Source organism: Vibrio sp. TH_r3 (genome assembly GCF_033101115.1).
Taxonomy (GTDB): Bacteria; Pseudomonadota; Gammaproteobacteria; order Enterobacterales; family Vibrionaceae; genus Vibrio.
In genome coordinates this window covers 43,480-68,850 of sequence record NZ_JAWMPW010000014.1, presented here as the reverse complement: position 1 = coordinate 68,850, position 25,371 = coordinate 43,480, and the positions used below count along the sequence as shown (strand labels likewise).

Sequence of the window (25,371 nt, the reverse complement as noted above, 5' to 3'; positions counted from 1 at the left end):
GTACGCTTACAAACCTGATTTCAGGCTGGCTTCGATAAATTTGTCTAAGTCACCGTCAAGAACCGCTTGAGTATTACGGTTTTCAATGCCGGTACGTAAATCTTTTATACGTGAATCATCTAATACGTATGAGCGAATTTGACTTCCCCAGCCGATATCAGATTTTAAATCTTCACTCGCTTGTTTCTCTGCATTTTGTTTTTGCAACTCAAGCTCAAACAGTTTCGCTTTCAACTGCTTCATCGCTTGATCTTTGTTTTTATGCTGTGAGCGATCGTTTTGACACTGAACAACTGTATTGGTTGGCAAGTGAGTAATACGCACCGCTGATTCAGTAGTGTTAACGTGCTGACCACCCGCGCCAGAGGCTCGATATACGTCAATACGTAATTCTGCTGGATTAATATCGATAGCAATATTGTCATCAATCTCTGGATAGATAAATGCAGAAGCAAATGAAGTGTGGCGACGACCACCTGAATCAAATGGCGACTTACGAACCAAGCGATGTACGCCGGTTTCCGTTCGCAACCAACCATAAGCGTATTCACCTGAAACACGTATCGTGGCAGATTTTAATCCAGCAACTTCGCCTTCAGAAACTTCGATAACTTCGGTTTTAAAACCTTTCGATTCAGCCCAACGAAGATACATTCGCAGCAACATGGAAGTCCAATCTTGCGCTTCTGTACCACCTGAACCAGACTGAAGATCAATATAACAATCGGAGCTATCATGATCACCAGAGAACATACGGCGAAACTCAAGTTTTTCTAACTTAGCTTCCAACTCGGCAAGTTCAGGTTCTATTTCATCAAACGTTTCTTGATCTTCTGCTTCAACGGCGAGCTCTAATAAGCCTTCTACGTCATCCACACCTTGGTCAAGAATATCGATAGTTTCAACAACCGCTTCTAACGCAGAACGTTCTTTACCAAACGCTTGCGCACGTTCAGGTTCGTTCCAAATATCGGGTTGTTCTAGTTCTGCATTGACTTCTTCTAGACGCTCTTTCTTGGCGTCATAGTCAAAGGTACCCCCTCAGGATATTCGTGCGTTGTGTCACGTCCTGTAAGCGGTTTTTAATTGGATTGATTTCAAACATGTTTGCTCAACATTTATGAGTAGAATTTAACCGAGGAATTCTACTCAAAAATGTGATGAAGATACAGGAAAAAATACAACTAAAAGCGCGCTATTAGCTATCAATATGATCGATCATCAATTGCAATGATTGATTTCCTCTAAACTCATTTATATCCAGCTTAAACGCTAACTTCACCGTTTTTGCAGCGGCATCTGGCCAGCGGCGTAAATCGACATTAAATGCGATTGCATCTAATAATATATTAGTAGGGTGGCCTTTGAACAATGGCTCCACCATCATTTTTAAATGCTTTTCACCCACCAATTTTTGATGTAATAACTTAAATTCACCGTCAAAAATAGGTTCTGGGAAATTTTGTCCCCATGGCCCGCCATCTCTCAGCTCAATGGCAGTATGCATGGAAAACTGCTCTGGTTGCAGTTCTCCATCGGACAAAATAACCCCTTGTAAAGCCGATTCATCTAATTGGTCACGTACGAGCTGATCAAATAAAGCCGAGAAAGTCTCAAAATCACGTTCTTTAATCGTCAAGCCTGCCGCCATGGCGTGACCACCAAACTTAAGGATCAGACCTGGATTTCGAGTATCTAATAAATCGAGTGTATCACGAATATGTAGCCCCGGAATGGAGCGACATGAGCCTTTGATATATCCATCACCACCATCTGCAAAAGCAATCACAGGCCGATGAAATTGATCTTTAATACGTGAAGCGACAATACCAATAACACCTTGGTGCCAATCACGTTGAAATAAAGCAAGACCATAAGGTAACTGAGCATTTTCACCAAACTTTAACCGCTCACAAAAAGCCATCGCCTCTTGCTTCATGCCATCTTCAATTTCTCTTCGAGTCTGATTAAGGCTATCAAGTTCACTGGCCATTCTTCTTGCCGCATGAATATTGTTACTCATCAACAATTCAACACCAAACGACATGTCGTCTAAACGCCCTGCGGCATTGATTCTAGGCCCTAAAGCAAAACCAAAATCAGAGGCGACTAAACGCTTAGCATCGCGCTTAGATACTTCAATTAATGCTTGGATTCCGGGCCGAACTTTACCTGCTCGAATTCTCTGTAACCCTTGGTGAACCAAAATTCTATTGTTCTCATCCAATGCCACTACATCGGCAACGGTGCCCAGTGCGACTAGATCCAATAACTCCGCCAAATTCGGTTCTAACAAATTATTGGCTGCAAACCAATTACGCTCTCGCATAAATGCTCTAAGCGCTAACATAAGATAAAATGCGACCCCAACGCCAGCAAGAACTTTAGAAGGAAATTGGCAAGATTCTAAATTAGGATTCACCATAGCATCAGCTTGCGGAAGTTGATTACCCGGTAAATGATGATCGGTTACGATAACCTGAAGATCATGTTGTTTAGCAAATTGAACGCCCTCAATAGACGACACTCCATTATCAACCGTCATAATGACTTCGGCTTGCAATTCAATGGCTTGTTTAACCACATCTGGACTTAAACCGTAACCATCTTCAAAGCGATTTGGCACTAAATAATCGACATTTCGACAACCAAGAGAACGGAGTGCTAATACCGACAATGCAGAACTGGTGGCGCCATCAACATCAAAATCTCCTACGATAATTATTCGTTTTCCTTGCTCAATAGCCGCAAATAAAAGCTCAACTGCTTTATCGATTCCGGCTAACGATTGATAAGAATGTAATCCTTTAACGGCTTTTTCTAACTGACTAATATTGTCGATACCGCGATTAATATAAATACGCCGAAGCAACTCTGGAATGGTGTCAGGTAGAATAGATAAATCAACTTGGGGACGACGTTTAATTTCAATCATTATGATACTGAAGGTCCAATGCTAGCGAATGACGTTTGGTAACGGTATGTAAATAAACCTGCTTGCTATAAAGCAGGTTTATTATTTAGTAGCGAATATAAAGACTAATTAGCCATCTCTTGTTCTATACGCTGAAGCATACCAGCAGGAGGCATGTAACCTGCCAATAGCGCACCATTTGGAAGAAAGACTGCCGGTGTTCCTTGTATCCCTAACTCGCGCCCAAGACTATATTGCTCGACTATTTTTTGCGAACATTGCGCTAAATTATCTACGTGATTATTCAAGGTTTGACCCGATTTAGCGCTTGTCATCGCTTTGGCCGGATCATCGGAACACCAAACTTCTGCCATTTGTTGGGCAACTGGCCCGTTAGGTCCTTGGCGTGGATACGCTAAATAGCGAACCGTAATGCCTAAATCATTATATTGATCCATTTGACCATGCAGTCTTACACAGTAGCCACAGGTTGTATCGGTAAATACTGTGATAACGTATTTTTCATTTTTTGCCGGATAAACAATCATGTCGTCGACATATTGTTCAATTTTGGCTGCATTTAAGGGAGCTTTTCTCTCAGCAATAACGTCAACATATTCACCGTTATCATCTAGAGCATACAACGTACCCGCAATAAACTGATCGCCTTGTACATTAGAAAAAACCATTCCGCCACTGGTATCAACTTCAAATAATCCATCAATACTTGCAGGTATAATAGAAATGACTTCTACCCCCATTTTTTCAAACTGAGCTTTTATTACCGACTTATCAAAAGTAGCAGCTGTAGGCGTGGATTCACTTTCAGTAACCATCGTTGTTCCAGCTTCACTGCCGGTTTTTTCTGCCTCGCTTACTTCATCTGCATCACATGCCGCGATGAAGAATGGAAAACTTAAAATCAATAGGTTGCGTAACACGCTCATTAATATCACCTTTATTTGTATAGCTGCTGTAGTGGATTTATGCTCTAGGATGATGCTGCGAGTGAATAAGCTTTAATCGCTCAGTAGCAACATGAGTATAAATTTGTGTCGTTGATAAGTCACTATGACCTAATAACATTTGTACTACTCGGAGATCGGCTCCGTGATTAAGTAAATGAGTTGCAAATGCGTGCCGTAACACATGAGGAGAAAGCAAATCAGTGTCGATACCCGCAATAACCGCATAGTGTTTGATACGATGCCAAAAGGTTTGTCGAGTCATCTGTTTAGCCCTTTTGCTAGGAAAGACCACATCAGAACTCTGCTCACCTAATAGGATAGACCTACCATCTTGTAAGAAGGTTTCAATCCAATCTACCGCATTTTCACCCATTGGTACTAATCGTTCTTTATTACCTTTACCTATTACGCGAACTACGCCTTGGCGAAGACTCATATTTTCCATCGTCAAGCTCACCAATTCTGTTACACGTAATCCTGTTGCATACAGAAGCTCTAACATGGCTTTATCTCTTAGCTGTAAAGGGTCGTTAGGATCAGGAGCATCTAAAAGATCATCGACTTGTTGCTCAGAGAGGTCTTTGGGTAACCTTTTAGGTAATTTAGGGCTGATTAAAAGTGCGCTCGGGTCATCACTGCGTACTTTTTCTCGATAAGCGTACTGAAACAATCGGCGTATCGCAGATAACATTCTTGCTCTAGATGCTTGCTTATAACCTTTATCAGTCAACCACGCCTGATAATCTTGCAGATCAGTAATAGACATAGCAGTAAAAGATAGGTTTTCAGCTTGCATCCACTTAATTAGTTTAATTAAATCATGTCGATAAGAAGACAACGTATTCTCAGATAATCCCTTTTCCATCCACACTGCATCTAGAAACTGTTCTACAAAAGCTTGGTCATTCATTTTCAGTTATCACTCAAAACCGTTGTTAACATAAATTAGTTATAATTAAATTAATAAAAACTAAATTACTAACTAAATTAACTTAAAAAGCAACTAATGACTGCAATCATACCTTGTTTATAGGTAAAATCCTTATTAAACAGTCATACGCGAATCAATATCATATGAAAATTGGACTTTTCTACGGATCAACAACCTTTTATACCGAAATAGCAGCAGAAAAAATACAAGCAATAATTGGCGAAGAACTCGTTGATATTTATAACGTTAAAGAAACACCATTGGATTTAATGAAAGATTATGACTTGCTCATTCTTGGTATTTCTACTTGGGACTTTGGTGAACTGCAAGAAGATTGGAGTGCAATTTGGCAGAGTATTGCCCCTATCTCACTAAAAGGTAAACACGTCGCTTTATTTGGTCTGGGCGATCAAGAAGGGTATGGCGAGTGGTTTCTCGACGCGATGGGGCTGTTACACGATGAACTCAAACCGACTCAAACACAATTTTTAGGGTATTGGCCTACTGATGGATATACATTTGAGGCTTCTAAAGCACTAACCGAAGATGGAAAGAAGTTTGTCGGTTTAGCGCTAGATGAAGACTCTCAATACGAACTCAGTGATGAACGTATTGCCACCTGGTGTGAACAAGTGCTTACCGAATATCAAAACACGCTTTAGTTTTTAAACTTTACTAACTTGTCACCGATACAGCGCAGAGAGATGATGGTTTCCGATAGAACTGCCACCAAAGATTTTTCGTTTAAGCAATTCACTGTGCACGGTGGATTTTCTGGTATGCCTGTGAGTACTGATGGCGTGTTGCTCGGAAGTTGGATTCAAGCAGCTCACAATGCCACCATTCTTGATATTGGAACAGGGACAGGTTTACTGTCGTTAATGTGCGCGCAACGCTTTTACCAAGCGGATATTCATGCCATAGAAATAGATAAAGACGCCTATGAAGCGGCGTCACATAATTTTTCACAATCACCTTGGCATAAACGACTCCAATTAACCCATGCGGATATTTTAAGTTGGACTGAATTATTCAAACTGTCGAATAACCTTTTCGATACCATAATCTGTAATCCTCCTTATTTTAATCAAGGTCAACCCTCCAAACTAAAACAAAGAGCAACCGCACGACACACCGATTCATTGCCTCATCGGGATTTATTGCAAAGTTGCCAAAAAGTATTGAAGCTACAGGGCAAAGCAAACTTTATTCTGCCGCGAGTAGAAGGAGAGGCATTCATCACTGTAGCGAGTACTTTAGGCTGGAGGGTGTCCCGACTTTGCCAAGTATCACCAACAGAGTTTAAAGCGGTCAATCGTTTACTAATAGAACTATGCCGACAAGATGAGACCATTAATTCAAAACAACTTGAAACAGAGCACTCAAAGTTAATGATTAATCAATCCGGAAAGTACTCAGACAATTTTGTTGCGCTGACAAAAGCGTTTTATTTAAAGATGTAATAATATAATGATGTAGATATAAGCATTATTCCTCTATAATGCGCGACCGCATATACTGCATCATTCAATATATGCACCACCAAACTTTTAACTACTGCTTGTGGAGATCCTATTGTGATCAATAATTTTGCTGACCTTGAGCTAGACGATAACCTCGTTAGAGCAATAACCGATATGGGGTTTGAGCGCCCAACTCAAATTCAGGCCGAGGCGATACCACTGGCATTAGATGGCCGAGATATCTTAGCTTCTGCGCCAACAGGTACGGGGAAAACGGCAGCATTTGCTCTTCCTGCTTTACAGTACTTACAAGATTTTCCACGCAAAAGAGCGGGTCCTGCTCGCGTACTAATTTTAACGCCAACGCGTGAGCTTGCCATGCAGGTAGCCGACCAAGCTCGTGAACTAGCGAAAAATACTAACTTAAATATTTTCACCATCACTGGTGGCGTCATGTATCAAGAACACGCCGATATATTAGCTCAAACTCAAGATATTGTTGTAGCGACGCCGGGTCGATTAATGGAATATATTGAAGCGGAACGTTTTGATTGTCGTGCTATAGAATGGCTGATTTTAGATGAAGCAGATCGTATGCTTGATATGGGTTTTGCGCCTGTTGTCGACCGTTTGGCTGGAGAATGTCGCTGGAGAAAGCAAACACTGCTCTTTTCTGCCACATTAGAAGGAAAGGGGGTAGAAGGCTTTACCGCGGATCTGTTAACAGATCCTGCTAAAATTGAAGCCGATCCATCTCGTCGTGAGCGTAAAAAAATCACCCAATGGTACCATCGTGCCGATACACTAAAGCATAAAAATGACTTGCTTAAGCATATTCTAACTGAACAAGCCGAGCGTTCTATTGTGTTTGTAAAAACACGTGAACGTTTAGCCGAAGTACGTTCATTGTTAGAAAGTGCGCAAATTCCTTGCAGTTGGATACAAGGCGAAATGCAACAAGATCGCCGTAATAACGCGATTCGTCGTTTTCATGATGGTGAAGTCAATGTACTGATAGCAACTGATGTTGCAGCTCGTGGGATTGACCTTCCCAATGTATCTCATGTGATTAACTATGATCTTCCACGCACTGCGGATGTCTATTTACATCGTATTGGCCGTACAGCTCGTGCGGGTAAAAAAGGTAATGCAATATCCTTAGTAGAAGCACATGATCAAGGTATGATGTCTCGGATTGCACGTTACGTACAGGAAGATGTAAAAGAACGCTTTGTTAAAGATATGCGTCCAACGCATAAAAAGCCGAGCATCAAAAAGAAGAAAAAAGTGAAGGCGAAAGCCAAAGTGGCAACTAAAGCATCACCAAAGAAAAAGAAGAAGAAAAAATAACACCAATGAAGTGTAAAACTGCCAGTCATTAAAATAATAAAGGGCTCATGCCCTTTATTATTTTCAAATCACACACTTTACTCGTGCTAATTGTATTTCCCCACTAATCATTGAAAGCTATTTCTGCTCTTCTCTTTTAAACACCAACTCTGTTGCGCTAGACTCTTGTTCTACAAAATAATATCCAGCCACATCGAACTTGGTTAATGATTCAATAGAAGATATACGGTTATCGATAATATATCGAGCCATCATTCCTCGCGCCTTTTTGGCATAAAAGCTAATGACTTTATATTGACCATTTTTACAATCTTTAAAGATTGGCGTAACAACTTTACCGTTGAGCTGTTTGGTTTTAACTGATTTAAAGTACTCATTAGAAGCCAAGTTAACCACAATATTATCTTCTTGTTCACTGAGTGCATCATTCAGTTTATTGGTAATAATATCGCCCCAAAAGTGATACAAGTTACTACCACGCTCGTTAGCTAATCTACTGCCCATTTCTAAACGGTAAGGTTGCATAAGATCAAGCGGTCTTAGCAATCCATACAGTCCCGAAAGCATACGAAGATGAGATTGAGCATAATCGAAATCTTCTTCACTCATACTTTGTGCTTCAAGACCGGTATAAACGTCGCCTTTGAACGCCAATATCGCCTGACGAGAGTTTTCAGTAGTAAATGTTTCACTCCATTGCTCAAATCTAGCCACATTCAACCCTGCAATCTTATCGCTAACTTTCATTAAAGTAGCAATATCAACCGGAGTTAACTTACGACACTCTTTAATTAGCAATTTCGACTGATCAATTAATTCTGGTTGCGTATATTTTTCAATAGCAAGTGGCGATTCATAATCCAGAGTTTTTGCTGGAGAAACAATAATGAGCATAATTTTATTCCATCGGAGTTCGATTGATTTATAACTAGAATATATAAAAAACACCACTTAGTCAGTACGACTTTTTCAATTTGTTCAATAGTCTAAGCCAATGAAATCTGCGTGCTGTCAGTTCATATATTACAAACGATTCATAAGTACTAGTCTCGCCAAACCTCTTTTTCTAACTGAGCGATGAGTTCCGGGTATTCATTCGATTTAAATTTAGGTACTCGCCCCATATTAATTTGCCTGTTGTAATCCTTAGCTAATTTGATCACGATGCTTGAGAGCAACATAATGGTCATAAGGTTCACCATAGACATCAAGCCCATAGAGAGCCCTGCTAATGCCCAAATAGTAGGTAAAGAATCCATTGCTCCATACAACACCATAACAAGAACTAGAATTCGTAAAATAATCTTATTTATTTTTTGGTCTCGCTTTAAAAACGTCAGATTGGTTTCCGCATAAGAATAATTAGCGATAATAGAAGTAAAAGCGAAAAAGAAGATAGCAATAGCAACAAATATACTTCCCCAATCGCCTACCTGAGAGCTCAAGGCATTTTGAGTTAACTCAATACCTGTGACCGGTCCACCTTGTTGATACTCTCCAGAAAGCAATATGATAGCGACGGTTGCAGTACATATGACAATCGTATCAAGAAATACACCAAGCATCTGTACATAACCTTGCGAAACAGGATGAGGTGGATAAGGTGTTGCGGTTGCCGCCGCATTAGGTGCCGATCCCATTCCCGCCTCATTAGAAAAAAGACCGCGTTCTGCTCCATTAATAACGGCTTGAGAAATAGAATAGCCGACTCCACCAGCAATAGCTTCTTGAACTCCGAACGCACTCTTAAAGATTAAACCAAGCGCCCCTGGTACTTTATCTAAATTAAAAATAATCACTACCGATGCCAACAATAAATAAGCTAGCGCCATGACAGGAACAATTATTTCAGCCGTTTTAGCAACCGTACGAATACCACCAAAAATAATAAAAGCCGCTAATAAAACCACAAATACGCCAACGTATAAAGAATCCCAGCCGAAAGCCGTTTCCATAGCATGAACAATAGCGTTCGCTTGAACCGCATTAAACACTAACCCAAAGGTAATAATGAGTAGCACAGAGAATAATGCCCCTAACCAACGCATACCTAACCCTTTATGCATATAGTAAGCTGGCCCACCACGAAATTGACCATTATCATCTTTGATTTTATATAACTGAGCTAAGGTACTTTCTGCAAAAGAGGTTGCCATACCAAACATGGCAATCAACCACATCCAAAAAATAGCACCGGGCCCTCCGGCGGTTAAAGCAATCGCCACTCCCGCCATATTTCCTGTGCCGACGCGAGCGGCAAGGCTGGTACATAACGCTTGGAAAGAGGAAATTCCTTCTCCTTCAAAACGCCGACTATTTCTAAGAACAGAAAATAAATGGGTAAAATGCCTGAACTGGATAAAATCTAATTTGACGGTAAAGTAAATTCCTACACCAGCCAAAATATAAACAAGAATCGAGCCCCATAAAAGATCATTAAGTAAACTTATCGTTTCTGCCACAAGGTCCTCTCCGTGGATAATGGCGGATAGCTAGAACAGCTAATTCACTTCATTCTGATTCAACGAGAACAGATGTCAACCTCCCTGATCTCTAGTTTGAGCTAATATTTTGTCCATTAAAAATATATAAATTGTGAATTACAGTGGATTCTCTAACAAAAGCTTCATCTAAGAGAAACAAATGAGAAATACATCATAGCTATTCTTATCGTGTTTATGGTACTTAAAAAGCTCCGTTAGGAGTACATTAAATACAAGTGAGGTCAAAATGGAAGGCTTTCTACTCGAAGATATAATGGAAACGGATTCACACTCGATTCGTTCTAGCCGTGCAAAACCAGCCAAACGCAAATGGCGTGAAATTGAAGCGATAAAAGATCGTCGACGTTTACAGAAGGAGTTAATGGAACTCGATGTTTGTAATGATTACAATTTAGACGACATTGATTTTTAACAGGACCCATTGATTTTATGCTCAGTCGATAAAATAAACAATTGAGCATAGATGCAGTACGCATGTTTAACCTATTCATACATCACAATAAAACAGGCACCTCAGTGCCTGTTTTATATCCGATAAATTAATTTGCTTACTCTTTTTTTACTTGCCTTACTATTTCTGCAAGTTGCTTATACCGATCTGCTATATTGTCGCCAAATACAGGATCATCATCACTCCGTTGCCATTGACTCTCAACTTCTTGCCAATCTTGTGTGGTAAAAGTACTTTTAATTAGCGGAAATATTTCTTTCTCTTCGTAATCTAAATGCTGTTTCTGATTTTGTATAAATGCTTCTAACTGAGCTATGAAAACATCTTGAGGCACAACGGCGTCTTGTAGGATCATCTCCACTGTTACTATAAAATCTTGGGTTTTCTCAGACAACTCTTGATGCTCAATTTGCAGATCTTTCACCTTGGCACTATCAGGATAACGCTCGGAAAAATAACGGTAAAGGATGTCTTCTTTCGGATGATGCACGCTTTCAGAATGAGTAGATAAATAATCAACAATTTCTTTTAATAAACTGTAATTAATCGATTTTTCATCATTAAGTGCATTCCAGTTACTCTTCAAAATGGCTAATAGGCGAACCATATAGCCGTGTTCGCGGTGAATTTGTTCCATCATCATGATTATCTAAGCTCCTTTTATTGTACAGAGTACCGTTCTAGTCTAACGAAAGAATAAGATGCATGCTTTGATTCTAGTCGATATTCGGGCAATTAATGAGCATTAGATTCTACATTGGTAATTTTGGCAGCTGCCAGTCAATTGGCTGACGTTTGGTGTCCAACAAAATCTGATTGGTTTTTGAAAAATGCTGACAGCCAAAAAATCCTCGGTAAGCAGAAAGAGGTGACGGATGAGGTGCCGTTAAAATATAATGCTTACTTCTATCTATTTTTTTACCTTTGTTTTGAGCATGTGTGCCCCACAACAAAAAAACCACATCTTGGCAATGTTCATCGATTAGCGAAATAATGATATCGGTAAACGATTCCCATCCTGTTTTTGAATGTGAGTGTGCTTTGCCTCTTTCAACCGTTAAAACCGTATTAATTAGCAATACACCTTGTTCTGCCCAGTGTTTTAAATAACCATGCTTCGGCGCTTCAAATCCTTCTATATCTTGGCTTAACTCCTTATAAATATTAGCCAAGGAAGGGGGTATTTTTATTCCAGGTAAAACAGAAAAGGACAACCCATGGGCTTGATTCGGACCATGATAAGGATCTTGACCTATAATCACGACTTTAACATCAGTAAGTTGAGTCAATTGAAAAGCACTAAACACATCAGCATCAGCAGGGTATATTTCTTTACCATTATCTCGCTCAGATTGAATAAACTCTAGAGTCTGCTTTAGATAAGGTTTCTGTTTTTCTTGTTCAATCAGACTCTGCCAAGTCACGTTATTACTCATTTTTCCGCCCAGTAAGGTTAAACCTAAGGGCGTATCATAACCAAGTAAAAGGAAATCAGAAAGAGCACATTGCAGTACATCAAAATGCTACGAATGTAAGTTTACCCATTAACAGGTAGAAGTAATTATAGGTAAGTAAGTGTCAATTGTAGGTAAGTAAGTGTAGCTAGCTATTTGTCGGATAACAATCTCAGTCAGTTCGTCATTCCCGTTTTCACGGGAACAACACATAGTCAATTCAGTAGTACAACCTACTCCGCTATTAAGCATGTTTTTGAGGGGTTCTAAAATGACCGCGACCTTGCACATGACGATATGGAACTGGAGTTCTAGGGCGACTAGGTGAAATCGATGATAAATACATATTGGCATCCTCTTATGGCGAATATTATCACTGACAAAGATCAGAAAGATCCTTGTCTATAATAACCATGAAAAAAAAGTGCCAACTTTTTACAATCGCAAAAAATTAGTAAACTAGCTAAAAATAAACTTTATTTCATCGACTCTAAATGACGAAGAGCTTGAATCTCATCTTGCCAAATCTCTGGTTCAATTGTTTCTAATATCAATGGGATAGCGTCAAAACGATCATCTTGAGCGATATATTCAAAACAGTCCCAACCAATTTTTCCTTTACCCAACGAGTGATGGCGATCAACATGGCTATCAAAATCAACTTTTGAATCATTAAGATGCATCGCTCTCAAATAGTGCATACCTACCACACGATCAAACTCGGCAAATGTTTCATCACATGCCTCTTTTGTTCGTAAGTCATATCCGGCGGTAAAAGTGTGGCACGTATCTAGGCAAACCCCGACCCTTTGCTTATCTTCAACCCGCTCTATAATTTCAGCCAGATGTTCAAACCGCCAACCTAAATTGGTTCCTTGTCCTGCCGTATTTTCAATCACCGCAATGACATCAGGAACCGCTCTATGAGCCAAATTGATAGATTCAGCAATCAATGCCAAGCAATCTTGCTCTGAAATTTTCTTCAAATGACTCCCTGGATGAAAATTCAACAAATTGAGCCCCAGTTGATGACACCGTTCCATTTCATCAATAAACGCAGCTCGAGATTTTACTAACTTTTCTTCTTCAGGCGCACCGAGATTAATTAGATAAGAATCATGCGGCAAAATTTGTTCTGGACCAAAAGAAAATTTTTCACAGTTATTTTTAAACGCATTGATACTCTGTTCTGTTAATGGTTTGGCTACCCATTGCCTTTGATTTTTAGTGAATAGTGCAAAAGCATTCGCACCAATCTCTTTCGCTCGAATTGGTGCATTTTCCACTCCACCAGCAGCAGATACATGCGCCCCTATAAATTTATTACTCACAATTTCGACTCTTTTTTTAGCGAATTATTCACAATTTTATTGTTACCAATTAAACAATAAAATTTCCATTTAGTTAAATAAAAGTAACCACCCGTTAACGACTTGATAGCAGAATGTAGTAAGTCTACTACACTCCTATTAATGACAAAATTATCATACAGAACAATATTTTACCTAAACCATATGAAAAATAAGGTTTTTTGATATACATCAATAAAATTTACACAAAAAAAATAAGGTTTTTAGTTGTCTTTTGACTTAAATCAATATTATCATAGTCCCAACAAGTTAAACGATACACCCAAAAAAAATTATTAATTGAATCAAATTCTAAGTGAACTAGGAGACAATCATGATCCAAGGTATTCAAATTACTAAAGCTGCAAATGATGATCTATTAAACTCAATCTGGCTATTAGATTCAGAGAAAAATGAAGCTCGTTGTGTTGCTGCTGTAGCTGGTTTTGAAGCTGACCAAGTTGTTGCATCATCTGATTTAGGCGAATTCGAAAGCCGTGAAGTAGCGATTGAAACTGCTCCTCGCGTTGAAGGTGGTCAACATCTAAATGTTAATGTTCTAAAACGTGAAACGTTAGAAGACGCAATCAAAAATCCTGAGAAATACCCTCAGTTAACAATTCGTGTTTCTGGTTACGCAGTGCGTTTCAATTCATTGACTCCAGAACAACAAGCTGATGTTGTTGCTCGTACTTTTACTGAGTCGCTATAATCGTTCTATATAACGATTAGGTTTAATTAATAGGTGGTTAGCATATCTACCAGAACAGAGTTAGGCCCTATTCATTAACCACTCGATTAGAAAGGCGCTTTTAGCGCCTTTTATTTTTCTCATTAATCATCAATTATTTTGTCTACGTTTTACCCTCAACAATTGTTTACTTGTGCAATCCTCTGTAGGCTATACAACTTATCTAATATCGAAGCAGACCATCACATGACAGCTCCTTCACGCGTAAACATCTTAGTTATGCTGGGTGTTCTTTTTCTAGCGCTAAATCTCCGAGCCCCATTTACTAGCCTTGCTCCTGTACTGACGCAAGTTATGGAAAGTTTAAACTTAGCCTCCGCTGCAGCAGGTTTTCTAACCGCATTACCTTTACTTTCTTTTGCTATTTTTTCGCCGATGGTCAGCAATGTATCTCGAAGAATAGGAGTAGAGCCGAGCTTAATTCTGGCTTTAATTCTCATTTCGCTTGGGGTTATTCTTCGGTCTTGGGGAACAATACCTACACTGTATTGCGGCACTGTTTTACTAGGTATAGGGATTGCTACCGGTAATGTTCTTTTGCCTGTTGTGGTTAAAATCAATTTCCCAACCCGTATTGCCACCGTAACATCATTATATATTTTTACCATGGGTATTGGTTCAACAATGAGCTCTAGCCTAATGGTTCCAATTTCTAACCTTTCTATTACTCAATCGGATCTATTTTCACAAGGGTTTAATGGTTGGCAACTGGCCCTCTTCGGCAACGTTATTTTTCCTATCCTTGCACTAACAATTTGGCTACCGAGGATACGAAATAAAACATCAAAAATAAGTCACGCTCCACAAAATGAACATGCCATATCTATGCGCAGCATGCTTAAAAGTAGCATCGCATGGCAAGTAACTTTAGCATTAGGCCTTAATTCATTTACTTTTTATTCTTTGGCTGGTTGGCTACCCAAAATATTAGGTTCGCTCGGTTATAGCGAAATTAATGCCGGTTATATTTACGGATTTCTGCAATTTTCCACTATGCTTCCCGGTATATTGTTGCTACCAATATTAAGCAGAAAAAACAATCAGCAACTTCTTGTTAGCCTTTGCGCATTTTGTGTGCCCACTAGCTTAATAGGCTTGCTTTACTTACCTCAGTTTGCCATTTTTTGGGTTGGTTTATTTGGGTTAGCTAACTGCTCTACCTTTATTATTGTGCTCTCTTTTATTGGTTTAAGGACATCAAACGGAAGCCAAGCGACGTCACTTTCAGGCATGTCTCAAGGCATTGGATATGCCTTAGCGGCAACTGGCCCAACGATGGTAGGACAAATTCACGTACAAAGTGACTCATGGTCGACGCCTATCTTACTTATTGCTTGTGTCGGCGTTATTTGCACGTGTTTTGCTGCTTTAGCGGCGAGAGACAGAAAAATTTCCTATTAAAAAACGGATAACTCTAATGAGTCATCCGTTTCTGTTCGGTTGAGTAAGCGTTACGTTATTTGTGGGCTTTTCTCAGTACCGCTTTTAGGGCTTCAAAATCGGCATCTAACTCTTCCGATAAATTTTCCATTACTGCATGTTTTGCAAGTGGTGCAGGAACGTCAATATCTTTATCTAGAATCTCATCGACTACTTCTTTGAATTTTGCAGGATGAGCGGTGCACAAGAATAAGCCGGTTTCGCCTTCTTGAAGTTGCTCATTTAACGTACGATAAGCAATGGCACCATGAGGTTCACATAAGTAGCCAAGATCATTCAACTCTTTGACTGATTCTGCGCTTTGCTCGTCCGTTACAGCACCTTTGCCTAAAGTATCTAAACCCCAACCTTTAATCCGACATAACTCTTCAATGCGAGGCCAGTTATTCGGTTGACTTACGTCCATAGCATTAGACGTTGTTGCGATAGTCGGTTTTGGATCCCACTCACCCGTTTCAAGGTAACGCGGAACGGTATCGTTAACGTTAGTTGCCGCAATAAAGCGTTTAATTGGTAAGCCCATTGCTTTGGCTAACAACCCTGCCGTTAAATTACCAAAATTACCGCTTGGTACAGAAATAACTAGATTTTCACGTTCAGCTGCGCTCATTTGAGCTACCGCTTCGAAGTAATAACAAATTTGCGCCATTAAACGGCTGATGTTGATAGAGTTGGCTGAGTTTAAGCCGATCTCTTCACGTAAAGCTTGATCGTCAAAGGCTTGTTTAACTAACGACTGGCAAGCATCAAAATCACTGCTAATCGATACTGTATGGATGTTTTTGCCAAGAGTACAAAAGAGTTGCTCTTGTAGGTGGCTAATCTTTCCTTTTGGATAAAGGATAACCACGTTAATGTCTTCCATGCCATAGAAAGCATGAGCAACTGCTGCACCAGTATCACCAGAGGTGGCAGTTAGAATGGTGATTTTACCGCCGTTAGTTACCGCGGCTAGTGATTGCGCCATAAAACGGCCACCAAAGTCTTTAAACGCTAAGGTTGGACCATGAAACAGTTCCAGTGCGTAAACACCGTCTTTGACACTTTTGATTGGTGCTGGAAATTGAAAAGCATTGCCGACAAGTTCAAGTACTTGCGCTTCGCTGAGCTCATCTCCAATTAAGGCTGATAGAATTTTACTACTACGCGGTATAAAGTCTTCTGCTAGCAGTGCATCTATGTCGTTAAATGTTGGTAATTCTGATGGAAAAAATAGACCTTGATTACGGCCTAATCCTTGGCGCACGGCTTGGCCAAAGGATACTTGTTCGTCATTTTCTTTGATGTTGTAAAGCTTCATAGCTCACTTCCTGTCACGACCGATCCTTGTTTGTCTAAGCGACAAATATGGACGAATCCTTCTTCATTTTGTATGTAATTTTGTTCTAACCAGCGAGCAACTCGCTCAGCAACACTTTTCTCTTTGCAGATACTAAACAGTGTCGGGCCTGAACCAGAAATGCCTGTCGCTAATGCCCCTGCAGAAGTGGCATATTGACGAGCATTGGCAAAACCGGGCAATAGTTTCTCACGATATGGTTCTGCGATCACGTCTTTGATCATTTTTGCCGCCAGTTCAGGCTGACCAGAATGGCAAGCATGAATAAACCCGGCAAGGTTACGTCCATGAGCAATAACGTCTTGGCGGCGATACTGTGACGGTAAAATAGAGCGAGCTTCTGCTGTAGACACTTTTATGCCTGGATAAGCCATTACCCAAAACCAATCGTCAAAACAAGGAACTTCTTGGCTAATAATCCCCAGTTCTTCTAGCATCAATTGCAAACCACCTAAATAACATGGAGCAACATTATCGTAGTGAACACCACCTGATATTTTTCCTTCCATCTCCCCCATTAAAGCTAATAATTCCATTTCATTTAATGGTTGAGCATGGAAACGATTCAGTGCATCAAGTGCAGCGGTAATAGAGCAAGCACTTGATCCTAAACCCGAGCCGATCGGCATATTTTTCTCTAACGTCATTTCTAATGGTTTAATTTCAACGCCTTTTTTGTCTAATTCTCGGGCGAAAACTAACCAACAGTCATAAACAATATTTTCTTTTGCCTCGGTAGGCAATTTGGAAACAAAATTGCCTGAGGTTTTTAATTCAAATGGTGTGTTACCAGCCTTGACTAAAACTCTATCACCTAACAATGTGCCATCAATAGGCGAAACCGCCGCTCCCAACACATCGAAGCCAACGCTAACATTTCCGATAGAAGCCGGAGCGTAAACCACAACATCCATATCACTTGAATTCATTTGTTAAACTCCTAATTTCCAGCCTAGGGTACGCATCACATCAGCAAATACACCCGCAGCGGTCACTTCTGTACCTGCCCCGTAACCACGAAGTACTAGTGGAATAGGTTGATAATAACGGCTATAGAAGGCTAGAGCATTCTCACCATCTTTAATTTTGTTCATTGGATCATTTTCATCAACCGCAAGGATCCTTACTCGGCACTTACCTTCATCGATTTCTCCAACATAACGCAGAACTTTACCTTCTTGAGACGCTTTTTCTACCAACTCAGAGAAGTAAGCATCTGCTTCCGGTAACCGAGCCATAAACTCATCCACAGAACCAGAATCATCAAAACCTGGTGGTAATGCTTGCTCAACAACAACGTCTTCAAGTTCTATAGCCATGCCAGCTTCACGAGCCAGAATAAGCAGTTTACGCGCTACATCCATCCCAGATAAATCATCACGGGGATCGGGCTCTGTAAATCCATTGTCTTTGGCGATATTAGTGGCTTGGCTAAGTGTTAAGCCTTCATCTAACTTACCAAAGATAAATGACAATGAACCAGACAAAATACCGTTAAATTTCTCTAATTCATCGCCAGCAGAAATTAGATTTTGTAGGTTTTCAATAACCGGTAAACCTGCACCAACCGTTGTTTCATACAAAAGCTTACGACGAGAACTACGGGCAACCTGACGCAATTGATGATAATAGGCCATGCTAGCTGTGTTAGCTTTTTTATTTGGTGTTACGACATGAAAACCAGCCGCTAAGAAATCTGCATATTGCTCTGCAATGGTTTCACTGGAAGTACAATCAACCAAAACAGGGTTAATTATATGATTGCGCTGCACGGTAGAGATCAAGGTAGCAAGCGAGAACTCTTCTGATACATGGCCCATACGATCACGCCAGTCATTAAGTGGTAAGCCTTTCGCGTCCAATAACACACCTTTACTGTTGGCTAATCCGCATACGCGAATAATAATACCTTTTTGCGCTAATTTGGCTTGTTGACGCTGGACTTGATCAACCAGTTCTCCACCGACACCACCAACTCCAACAATGAACAGATCCAAAAAGTGTTTAGAATTAAAGAAATTTTCATGGCAGGCTTTAATCGCTTCTGACACTTTAACTTCTGGTATGACAGCAGAAATAGCACGCTCTGATGAACCCTGAGCAATAGCAACAATATTGACATTTACTTCCGCTAACGATGAGAAAAACTGAGATGCAACACCTTTAGAGGTACGCATACCATCACCAACTAGGGTAACGATAGCAACATCATCAATGTACTCAACTGGTTCTAACAAACTTTCTTTTAATTCTAATTCAAACGAATCATGCAGCGCTTGTTCAGCTTTTTGCTTATCTGCAGCTTCAATACAAAAGCTGATGCTGTATTCAGATGATGATTGAGTAATTAAAACAATAGAGACACCAGCGGATGACATCGCACCAAACACGCGACTTGCCATACCAACCATGCCTTTCATACCAGGGCCTGATACATTTACCATAATCAGTTTATTGAGCGTTGTAATTCCTTTGATAGATAAATTATCTTCGCCTGTATCTTGGCCAATAAGTGTACCTGGACCTTGAGGGTTAAAACTGTTCTTAATAAGACAAGGGATATGAAATTGAGCGATAGGAGCGATAGTCTTGGGATGAAGTACTGATGCACCAAAATAAGAAAGCTCCATCGCTTCTTGGTAGCTCAGCGATTTCAACAATCTTGCGTCATCAACTAAACGCGGATCACAATTGTAAACACCATCCACATCGGTCCAAATCTCACAACAATCCGCTCTTAAGCAAGCCGCTAATACGGCAGCTGAATAGTCAGATCCGTTACGACCTAAGGTAACCAATTCACCTGCTTTATTACCAGCAGTAAACCCAGGCATGATATTCACATGTCCAGTAGGAAGCGGGTCATTTATAAAGTTTTGAGTGGATATATCCACATCAACCATTGCTTCTAAATGATCCCCTTTAGCATAAAGATATTTCACTGGGTCAATTAGACTTGCTGCTTGGCCTTTTGCTTCTAGAACAGCTTGCATCAGTTTGATAGAAATTCTTTCACCCTTGCTGATAATACGAGCATTAGCGTTATTAGGGCACATACCTAGAAGTGCTATACCATGAACAAATTGACGTAATTGAGCCATCGAAACACTGACTTGCTCATCAAAACTGGTGCTGTTTATTGTTGGTAAAACGGCTTTAATCTCAGAAAAAAGTTGAGCAAAAGAGCTCTCTAACTCAGCTATTTGTATGTCAGCATCACCATTTCTAAGTGCACCTTCAATCACCGCAACTAATTTATTGGTTGTTTTCCCCGGTGCAGATAAAACCACCGCTACTTCTTCTTGTTGCGCATTATTTGCAATAATGTCTGCCGCCCTTAGAAAACGGTCAGCATCTGCTAACGATGATCCACCAAACTTGAGAACTCGCATCCCTACCTCCAGTATGTTTAAAATTCGTATAAAAAAAGGCCTGTATCTTCGTGGATACAGGCCTTTTTTTGAAATTTCTTTCGTTTAACAGCCTGCCCCAACATTGGTAATGTCGGTAATAATGGTTGTGGTAATCATTATTGAGTGGCGTACTGTTTTCATTTTTATATCTATGCTTATGTCATTATTTTTTGCTTACCCATACGTTTACCGACTTTCACCGATAGAGTCAATTGAAAGTTTATTTTTTTTCAAAATTGATTGTTTTTTTATGGGATAAAAGTAGCAAACAATCACGCTCAGATATAACTAACCTGAACTCTAAATGACCACTTGAATTTCAGGTAGATATTTGAATTTTAGAGAGCTAATAAACTAAAAAATCGTATTGGAATTTTGATATTTTCAATTTGCAACCACTAATATTGAATAACAGTGGTTGCAATATATTGAAGTGCTATTAAATACTGGAGTTCCGCTAGTAATAACACCTAGTTACATAGGAAAATGTAAGTGTTTTGCTTTTAAACTTCTAGTAACTTGTCTGACAGTAAAATTCCATTCCAATCGGCGTAGATAAAGTCGCCAGGGTGAACGGTTTGCCTATTCATGGTTAAACACACGTTTATTTCACCTGCTCCTTTTTTCTCAGTTTTAAATGGACAGGCCGCTAACGCTTTTACACCTACATCAAGTTCTGATAATGCAGCTACATCGCGTATAGCACCATAAACAATAATACCTTCCCAGCCATTCTCAATTGCTAAAATAGCAAGTTGGTCCCCTAAAAGCGCTTTTTTAGTTGAGCCATTTCCATCAACAAAAAGAACTTTACCTTTTCCATCTTGCTCCAAGACGTCTTTTACTTTCGAGTTGTCATGGAAACAACGCACAGTGACAACTTCGCCAAAGAAAGCATCACGCTGACCAAAGTTTTGTAACGGTAGGTCTAGCAAAGTAACTTGATCTTCATACTTGTCACAGATATCTGGAAGTATATCGTTCATTTTTCCTCCTTGATTTCGTAGTTTTTTATAACTCATTAACTACGATTGATTTTAAATTCTGTTCTATAAAAATGATGGCTTTAATTAGCCTAGATAATTTTTAGTTATTGATATTTATATTAAATCTGGCTTGTAAGTAGCAAAACATGAAAATATAACATTATGTTTTTTGTATGAATAAACAGATTTATTTTGATTTTATGTACACCATACATGGCGTTTTACTGACACGTTTTCAAGCTTTGTAAATCGATTCTGAGGCGTTTTTACAACGGAGTTCTTTTCAAGCGAGACTCTTTTTAAATCACCAACAAGTAATTTGCAATCATTAAAATCATATAATTTATTCTCTATACCGATAAATTTGCTTTCAAAAGGCAAGAAATTGACCGCTAACGAGTCACGAAAATAATGCAATCTGAATGATAAATAACCAAACAACATTCTGATTATAAAAGAATAAACATTCAGGCAAGTTGAGTAGCTTAAATATGAACTTGAGCCTTACTTGTCTTTGATAAACCGCTCATTAAATAAAAAAATGTCATTTTACCTCTATTGATGTAAATCAACAAAGTGAAAAGAATTAACAAACTGTTATTGTTGCGGTGCGTTTAAGATAATAATATCCGACTAAAATATAGCAAAAATGTAAAGAGATATAATCAACACGGCTGTTTTTCATATAAAACAACTGTTGTTCTCCCAAAATAGGTAGCAACCATGGACTGGCGTGCCTAGTTAGAGTGTTTTGTAACAATTTTCGTTACCAAGTATCGTAAACACTTTACCCATATGTTATTTTTTGCTTAAAGTTTCTAAAAAATATATACAATCTTGTTACAATTTAGGTATCGCCAATGCAGACCCCACAAATACTCATCGTTGAAGATGAGCAAGTTACTCGTAACACGCTGAAAAGTATATTTGAAGCGGAAGGATACACAGTATTTGAAGCAAGTGATGGTGAAGAAATGCACCAAATACTCGCGGATAATTCTGTTAATCTCGTTATCATGGATATTAATCTACCCGGTAAAAATGGGCTACTTTTAGCCAGAGAGCTACGCGAACAAGCAAATGTTGCGCTTATGTTCTTAACTGGTAGAGACAATGAAGTTGATAAAATTTTAGGTCTAGAAATAGGCGCAGATGATTATATTACTAAACCTTTTAATCCTCGAGAATTGACCATACGTGCTCGTAATCTTCTTACTCGTTCAATGAGTGAAAATCCGGTGGCAGAAGAAAAGCGTAATGTTGAAAAATATGAGTTTAATGGCTGGGTTTTAGATATTAATAGCCGCTCATTAGTCAGTCCACTAGGCGACAGTTATAAATTGCCACGTTCGGAATTTAGAGCGCTTCTTCATTTTTGCGAAAACCCGGGCAAGATACAAACTCGAGCTGATCTTTTGAAAAAAATGACTGGTCGTGAACTAAAACCACATGACCGCACGGTTGACGTTACGATTCGTCGTATCCGTAAACATTTTGAATCCATCACTGACACACCAGAAATTATTGCAACCATTCATGGTGAAGGTTACCGTTTTTGCGGTGATTTAGAAGAATAATACTGCACTTTACTAGTGGTAAACTATCAAGGTTATAAGCTATCTAACCAGATTGATTTACCACTTAGTAAAGTTTATTAAATTAACTATGATTGTTGCTTCAGCCACTCTTTTAGCACATTAATATCACTCTGATACCCATTTTTAATTTCATCAACCCAATCGGCTATATTTTCCCACCACGCGGGCATATCTGGTGATTGAGCTTTTTGCGCTATTTTTTGGATATGCATTAAACCAATAGACCCCGCAGCGCCTTTTATTTTATGAGCTTCAGATACAATGCCATCTTGATCGGCTGCAACCATGTTTGAATCAAGAATATCAATGTATCCTGGCATCATGTCTTCAAACATTTGAATACTATCAAAAACAGGTTCGGTGCCAACAATATCCACGTAAGACTGCAGCATATCAATATCTAAAATTTTGGACGCTACTTTGACAGAGTGCGTTTCGTTTACAAGATTTTGTTGTTCTACAACGGGTTCAGGTTCGGCTGAAAGACACCATCTAGCAATCACTTTCTGAATCGCTTTTACTGACAGTGGTTTACTCAAAGCATCGTCCATACCTTTGTCTATGTAGTCTCGTTTGTCTTTCATCACGTTGGCAGTAAGTGCAACTAAAGGCGGTAACTGTTTAAATTGCTCTCTAAAACAGGTGGCAATGTCAAAACCCGTCATATCAGGTAGCTGAATATCCAATAAAACAAGGTCATAATTTTCAGGAGAGAATTGTGCTATCGCCTCTTCGCCATTCATAGCCACATCAACAGAGTGCCCTAAACTTTCGAGCAGCGATCTAGCAACGGTAATATTCAATTGAATATCTTCAACCATAAATATACGTTGAGCTTGTTGCGGGTTAGGTTTGGCTTTTACTTCAATATCATCAACTACGGGAACCTGAATATTCAAGGTAAAAGTGCTACCAAATCCTTCTTCACTGTTAACCGTGATATCCCCACCCATCATATTGACTAACTGTTTAGATACAGCAAGACCTATTCCTGTTCCAACGGCATGTAAATTATCTTTACCTGATTTAACTTGGTAATACATTGCAAATATTTTTTCTAATTCAGCTTCTGGAATACCTATGCCAGTATCTTCCACTTCAAACGTAATATCTGCTATGTCATTTTCTACATCAACACTAACACTCATAACGACGCCACCTTCTTTAGTAAACTTGGTAGCGTTACCTATCAAATTCCATAAAACTTGACGTAATCGGGTTGTATCCACCTCAATATAACGAGGAAAATCCGTTAGTCGTTCTAAGTCAAAACGCAAGCCTTTCTGTTCTGCCATTAGGGCTGAAATACTTTCCATTTCTGAAACAAAGTCTTCTAAGTTAATTGCCTTTGGCAACAGCTCTAATTTTCGGCGATCAAATTTATCCATATCGATAATATCATTGAAAATATTACCTAGTGTAATGGCACTAACATTGATGGTTTGCATATGTTGTCTTTGTTCTTCGTTTAAAGAAGTATCTAACAACATGCGGCTCAGCCCTACGATACCATTTAGTGGTGTACGCAATTCATGACTGACCGTAGAAACGAAAGTAGTTTTATCTCGACTGGCTTTCTCTAAAGCATCTTGGTATTTTTTACGTTCGGTAATATCTCGACCAAAACCGACTAAACCTAAGTGGCGGCCTTGTTTGTTGTAAAATGGTACTTTTCTAATTTCAAAATACACCTTTTTACCATCTGGATACTCTAGCCACTGTTCATAAGTGATCTCTTCATTATCCGTAAAAACCATTTCGTCGGTGCTAACAACTTCTTGTGCGATCTCTTTGCTATATACATCCCATGGTGTCAATCCAACTAATTCTTGCTCTGTACGGCCTGTCAATTCTTCAACGGCGCGGTTACAACCTGAAAAAATGCCATCAGCATTGCGATAGTAAATAAGGTCAGGTGAGGTATCGATAAACGATCTCAATAGTGTTGTTCTTTCGGCTAATTCTAACTGGGTCTTTTCTCTCTGATAAACTTCATTTTTTAGATCACGAATCGCTACTTGTCTCGCATCTTCCGCTTTCTGCCTTTCTTTGATCTCTTGATTCAGCTTAATGATATTTTGTTGCAGCTGATTATTTAGTTCTTGATCACGTGAACGCATGTCTCTTAGTTTAGACACTAGTTTCGATAAACGTTGGCGAGATTCTTCTAACTGATCCACCACGACAGATAGAAAATAAACCGCCCAAGGTGTGACTAATAACCCAAAGAATATCGAACGAATAATATCAATATGTTCAACATTACCTTGTAAAACGAGCGTAATACCTACTTGAACAAAGACGGCTAAAGCAACCAATGCTAAAGCTAAAAGTATGGAAAAACGAAGAATACCCAGTTTGACGAGTAGATCTACATAATACTGGGCTAAGTTTTTAATTTGTTTCATTCATTCCCTCATACCTTATTCGGTAATCTTGCCGATAAAAAGCCATGTTTAA

General features: G+C 39.3%; 21 protein-coding genes and 1 other annotated feature. Of the genes, 7 read left to right on the top strand and 14 right to left on the bottom strand.

What is annotated here, in order from left to right; genetic code table 11:
- Window positions 1-6: 6 nt before the first annotated feature.
- The 4 genes from prfB to xerD all read right to left on the bottom strand — a co-directional run bounded on the left by prfB (window position 7) and on the right by xerD (window position 4,792).
- A protein-coding gene (gene prfB, locus R3X26_RS12485; RefSeq protein ID WP_317717656.1) for a peptide chain release factor 2 occupies window positions 7-1,105 on the bottom strand; the annotation gives its coding sequence in 2 pieces (ribosomal slippage) (window positions 7-1,029 and window positions 1,031-1,105; 1,098 coding nt in all).
- 93 nt (window positions 1,106-1,198) lie between these two features.
- Window positions 1,199-2,935: a single-stranded-DNA-specific exonuclease RecJ gene (gene recJ, locus R3X26_RS12480; protein WP_317717654.1), complete on the bottom strand. Its 1,737-nt coding sequence runs from the start codon at window positions 2,933-2,935 to the stop codon at window positions 1,199-1,201.
- Between the two features lie 104 nt (window positions 2,936-3,039).
- Window positions 3,040-3,861 (bottom strand): thioredoxin fold domain-containing protein, encoded by an 822-nt coding sequence (locus R3X26_RS12475; protein ID WP_317717653.1) that lies wholly within the window; start codon window positions 3,859-3,861, stop codon window positions 3,040-3,042.
- A gap of 37 nt (window positions 3,862-3,898) precedes the next feature.
- A complete protein-coding gene (gene xerD, locus R3X26_RS12470; protein ID WP_317717652.1) occupies window positions 3,899-4,792 on the bottom strand; it encodes a site-specific tyrosine recombinase XerD in 894 nt (297 codons plus the stop codon).
- Between the two features lie 164 nt (window positions 4,793-4,956).
- Between xerD and fldB the strand changes: the two genes are divergently transcribed.
- The 3 genes from fldB to srmB all read left to right on the top strand — a co-directional run bounded on the left by fldB (window position 4,957) and on the right by srmB (window position 7,626).
- Window positions 4,957-5,475 (top strand): flavodoxin FldB, encoded by a 519-nt coding sequence (fldB, locus tag R3X26_RS12465; protein WP_317717651.1) that lies wholly within the window; start codon window positions 4,957-4,959, stop codon window positions 5,473-5,475.
- 45 nt (window positions 5,476-5,520) lie between these two features.
- Window positions 5,521-6,276: a tRNA1(Val) (adenine(37)-N6)-methyltransferase gene (locus tag R3X26_RS12460; RefSeq protein WP_317717685.1), complete on the top strand. Its 756-nt coding sequence runs from the start codon at window positions 5,521-5,523 to the stop codon at window positions 6,274-6,276.
- A gap of 114 nt (window positions 6,277-6,390) precedes the next feature.
- Window positions 6,391-7,626 (top strand): ATP-dependent RNA helicase SrmB, encoded by a 1,236-nt coding sequence (srmB, locus tag R3X26_RS12455; RefSeq protein ID WP_317717650.1) that lies wholly within the window; start codon window positions 6,391-6,393, stop codon window positions 7,624-7,626.
- Window positions 7,627-7,743: 117 nt separating this feature from the next.
- On the opposite strand, the gene yaaA is transcribed toward srmB, so the two are convergent.
- Together yaaA and R3X26_RS12445 are read right to left on the bottom strand one after the other, a co-directional pair.
- Window positions 7,744-8,520: a peroxide stress protein YaaA gene (yaaA, locus tag R3X26_RS12450; protein ID WP_317717649.1), complete on the bottom strand. Its 777-nt coding sequence runs from the start codon at window positions 8,518-8,520 to the stop codon at window positions 7,744-7,746.
- Between the two features lie 149 nt (window positions 8,521-8,669).
- On the bottom strand, window positions 8,670-10,088 hold the full coding sequence (locus tag R3X26_RS12445) for a sodium:alanine symporter family protein (protein ID WP_317717648.1): 1,419 nt from the start codon (window positions 10,086-10,088) through the stop codon (window positions 8,670-8,672).
- A gap of 268 nt (window positions 10,089-10,356) precedes the next feature.
- Between R3X26_RS12445 and R3X26_RS12440 the strand changes: the two genes are divergently transcribed.
- Entirely contained in the window at window positions 10,357-10,542 is a 186-nt protein-coding gene (locus R3X26_RS12440) for a DUF3545 family protein (protein ID WP_317717647.1), read from the top strand.
- Between the two features lie 136 nt (window positions 10,543-10,678).
- Here the strand turns inward: R3X26_RS12440 and R3X26_RS12435 are convergent, their stop codons facing one another.
- The 3 genes from R3X26_RS12435 to nfo all read right to left on the bottom strand — a co-directional run bounded on the left by R3X26_RS12435 (window position 10,679) and on the right by nfo (window position 13,369).
- On the bottom strand, window positions 10,679-11,224 hold the full coding sequence (locus tag R3X26_RS12435) for a hemerythrin domain-containing protein (protein WP_317717646.1): 546 nt from the start codon (window positions 11,222-11,224) through the stop codon (window positions 10,679-10,681).
- Window positions 11,225-11,333: 109 nt separating this feature from the next.
- Window positions 11,334-12,017 (bottom strand): uracil-DNA glycosylase, encoded by a 684-nt coding sequence (ung, locus tag R3X26_RS12430; protein WP_317717645.1) that lies wholly within the window; start codon window positions 12,015-12,017, stop codon window positions 11,334-11,336.
- 494 nt (window positions 12,018-12,511) lie between these two features.
- Window positions 12,512-13,369 carry a deoxyribonuclease IV gene (nfo, locus tag R3X26_RS12425; protein WP_317717684.1) on the bottom strand — a complete coding sequence of 286 codons (858 nt, stop codon included), beginning with the start codon at window positions 13,367-13,369 and terminating at the stop codon, window positions 12,512-12,514.
- A 349-nt stretch (window positions 13,370-13,718) separates the two neighbouring features.
- Here nfo and grcA point away from each other — a divergent pair, with 349 nt between their 5' ends.
- A complete protein-coding gene (gene grcA, locus R3X26_RS12420) occupies window positions 13,719-14,096 on the top strand; it encodes an autonomous glycyl radical cofactor GrcA (RefSeq protein WP_317717644.1) in 378 nt (125 codons plus the stop codon).
- A gap of 225 nt (window positions 14,097-14,321) precedes the next feature.
- Window positions 14,322-15,536 (top strand): MFS transporter, encoded by a 1,215-nt coding sequence (locus tag R3X26_RS12415; protein ID WP_317717643.1) that lies wholly within the window; start codon window positions 14,322-14,324, stop codon window positions 15,534-15,536.
- Between the two features lie 55 nt (window positions 15,537-15,591).
- Here R3X26_RS12415 and thrC read toward each other — a convergent pair whose 3' ends face one another.
- The 4 genes from thrC to R3X26_RS12395 form a co-directional block, all read right to left on the bottom strand.
- Window positions 15,592-16,875, bottom strand: a complete 1,284-nt coding sequence (gene thrC / locus R3X26_RS12410; RefSeq protein WP_317717642.1) for a threonine synthase — start codon at window positions 16,873-16,875, stop codon at window positions 15,592-15,594.
- Entirely contained in the window at window positions 16,872-17,828 is a 957-nt protein-coding gene (gene thrB, locus R3X26_RS12405; RefSeq protein ID WP_317717683.1) for a homoserine kinase, read from the bottom strand. Before thrB ends, thrC begins: the two co-directional genes overlap by 4 nt.
- 18 nt (window positions 17,829-17,846) lie before the next feature.
- Window positions 17,847-20,306 carry a bifunctional aspartate kinase/homoserine dehydrogenase I gene (gene thrA / locus R3X26_RS12400; RefSeq protein WP_317717641.1) on the bottom strand — a complete coding sequence of 820 codons (2,460 nt, stop codon included), beginning with the start codon at window positions 20,304-20,306 and terminating at the stop codon, window positions 17,847-17,849.
- A 29-nt stretch (window positions 20,307-20,335) separates the two neighbouring features.
- Window positions 20,336-20,453: a sequence feature (Thr leader region), on the bottom strand.
- A gap of 377 nt (window positions 20,454-20,830) precedes the next feature.
- Complete coding sequence (locus tag R3X26_RS12395; protein ID WP_317717640.1) at window positions 20,831-21,313, bottom strand: putative 4-hydroxy-4-methyl-2-oxoglutarate aldolase; 483 nt, start codon at window positions 21,311-21,313, stop codon at window positions 20,831-20,833.
- 860 nt (window positions 21,314-22,173) lie between these two features.
- Between R3X26_RS12395 and arcA the strand changes: the two genes are divergently transcribed.
- Window positions 22,174-22,890, top strand: a complete 717-nt coding sequence (gene arcA, locus R3X26_RS12390) for a two-component system response regulator ArcA (protein WP_317717639.1) — start codon at window positions 22,174-22,176, stop codon at window positions 22,888-22,890.
- A gap of 86 nt (window positions 22,891-22,976) precedes the next feature.
- Here arcA and arcB read toward each other — a convergent pair whose 3' ends face one another.
- Window positions 22,977-25,319: an aerobic respiration two-component sensor histidine kinase ArcB gene (arcB, locus tag R3X26_RS12385; protein WP_317717638.1), complete on the bottom strand. Its 2,343-nt coding sequence runs from the start codon at window positions 25,317-25,319 to the stop codon at window positions 22,977-22,979.
- Window positions 25,320-25,371 lie beyond the last annotated feature (52 nt).